The following is a 1898-nucleotide window of genomic DNA, read 5'->3' as shown; positions in this document are numbered from 1 at the left end:
CAAGGGCGAGCCGGTATGCATAGAGGACGAAATCCCCTTCGACATCCCCGACACCTGGGAGTGGGTACGGCTGGGGTCGCTTGTCCTTAACAGAAAGCAGCTCAAGCCCGCCTCAAGCTTCTGCTATATCGACATCTCGTCCATCGACAACAAGAGCAACAAACTTGCCGATTGCGAAACTGTCGTTGAGGCAAAGAAGGCCCCATCGCGAGCTAGAAAACCCGTCGAAGTCGGTGACGTTTTATATGCCACGGTTCGCCCCTACTTGCATAACGCCTGCATCGTAGATAGGCAGTTCTCAGTGCCCCCAATTGCCAGTACCGGATTCGCAGCAATGGTCTGCCCTGATGGACTTGTTGAACAGTATTTGCTCGAATGCCTGCTTTCGCCGTTCTTTGATGACTATGCAAATGATCTAGACAACTCGAAGGGCGTCGCCTATCCAGCAATCAACGATGAGAGACTATATAGAGCCCTCATCCCCGTCCCGCCTCTCGCCGAGCAGCGGCGCATCATCGAGCGGGTAGACGAGCTGTTGGCTTTGCTTGCCTAACCGTATCCTTCCATTGCATCGTCGAAAGGAGATGTAATGGAAGAGTTCGAAGGCTATCTTCGCCGTAAGGGTTACTCAGCAAACACTGTGGCCTCGTACATGTTTGCCGTGCGACAGCTCCGTGAGCGTGTCGACAGGCTCGCGGACGAGGCGCTGTTCGCGCACAAGGACTGGCTCATCGGCACGTATGCGGCCAAGACTGTGAACAATCGGCTCATCGCCATCAACACCTACCTCAACTTCGTGGGCTACGAGGGCATACGCCTTGCCGGGGTGAAGATCCAGCAGAAGCCGTTCCTCGACAACGTGGTGAGCAACTCGCAGTACGAAGCCATGAAGGCGCAGCTTAAGGGCGAGGATGACCCGTTCTGGCTCTTCGTCATCCGCTTTCTGGCCTGCACAGGTGCTCGCGTGAGCGAGCTTAGGCGCTTCACGGTCGAGCATGTGCGAACCGGACACATGGACATCGTGTCCAAAGGCTCCAAGCTGCGGCGCGTTTACGTGCCCGCTGAGTTGCAGCGAGACGCGCTCGCGTGGCTAGAGGCTGAAGGCCGTACAAGTGGCGAGGTCTTCCTCGGTGATCGCGGCACCGTCATCACGGCACGCGGCATCGCGCTCGGCCTCAAGCGCGTGGCCGCCCGATGCGGCGTGGACGAGGCTGTGGTCTACCCGCACTCGTTCCGGCACCTCTTCGCCAAGAACTTCATCAAGCGCAGCCCCGACATAGCGCTACTCGCCGACCTTATGGGCCACGAGAGTATCGAGACCACCCGCGTCTACCTGCGCAGAACCGCCCAGGAGCAGCGCGATGAGGTCAACGCGGTAGTTGACTGGTGAGGGTAGTAAGCTCCTCGACCCTGGCGACAATGCGGTGTTGCTCAGCCAAGGGCGGGACGGGGATGAGGGCATTGAGCAACGTCGCACGTTCTATGCCGGGAATAACACCCTTCGAGTCCTTCCGAATATTCATCACTATCGATTTAAGGAACACTTCTATATAGGCTAACGTGCTGGCATCCAGCGGAGCAATTGACATTATCTGACGCGCTATGTGAGCTTTTTCAAATCTATTGATTGCCATCTGTCCAACGGTGCCCTTGCACGTGAAGAGAAGCTCGCCTTCCAAAGAAATCCTCGTAGGTGCCTCGGTCCAACGGTTCTCAATAAGGTCCCCATTGTCGAAGTTCGACGCACCCGTAAGGTAGGGAATTCCACGATGGGCATCGTTGTAGCAGGCAGGCTGAAGATCAACGCCGGATAGAAGGTTGATAAACGATCCCAGCCTTGCCCACTCCCAGCCGCGCGGCACGTCGAACGGGATCTCGTCCTCTATGCATACCGGCTC

3 protein-coding genes are annotated in these 1898 nt (G+C 57.0%); 2 read left to right on the top strand and 1 reads right to left on the bottom strand.

Annotated elements, in window-relative coordinates; all coding sequences use genetic code 11:
• Window positions 1-553: restriction endonuclease subunit S (locus tag EFAMC1_RS02745; protein ID WP_187324520.1), on the top strand; the 553-nt coding region annotated here is incomplete at its 5' end.
• Window positions 554-589: 36 nt separating this feature from the next.
• Window positions 590-1390 (top strand): tyrosine-type recombinase/integrase, encoded by an 801-nt coding sequence (locus EFAMC1_RS02740; RefSeq protein ID WP_154052809.1) that lies wholly within the window; start codon window positions 590-592, stop codon window positions 1388-1390.
• On the opposite strand, the gene EFAMC1_RS02735 is transcribed toward EFAMC1_RS02740, so the two are convergent.
• The coding region (locus EFAMC1_RS02735; RefSeq protein ID WP_187324519.1) for a restriction endonuclease subunit S at window positions 1368-1898 on the bottom strand (531 nt) is incomplete at its 5' end. The two genes, EFAMC1_RS02740 and EFAMC1_RS02735, sit on opposite strands and share 23 nt — an antisense overlap.

Origin of the sequence: Olsenella uli, from assembly GCF_901212675.1 — a bacterium.
Lineage (GTDB): Bacteria > Actinomycetota > Coriobacteriia > Coriobacteriales > Atopobiaceae > Parolsenella > Parolsenella uli_B.
Note: the sequence above shows the minus strand (reverse complement) of the source record. Positions and strands in the feature narration are given on the sequence as shown.

What these genes read in the sequence shown, in the direction of transcription:
- EFAMC1_RS02740 (WP_154052809.1), top strand. Translation starts at nt 590, where the DNA reads ATGGAAGAGTTCGAAGGCTATCTTCGCCGTAAGGGTTACTCAGCAAAC.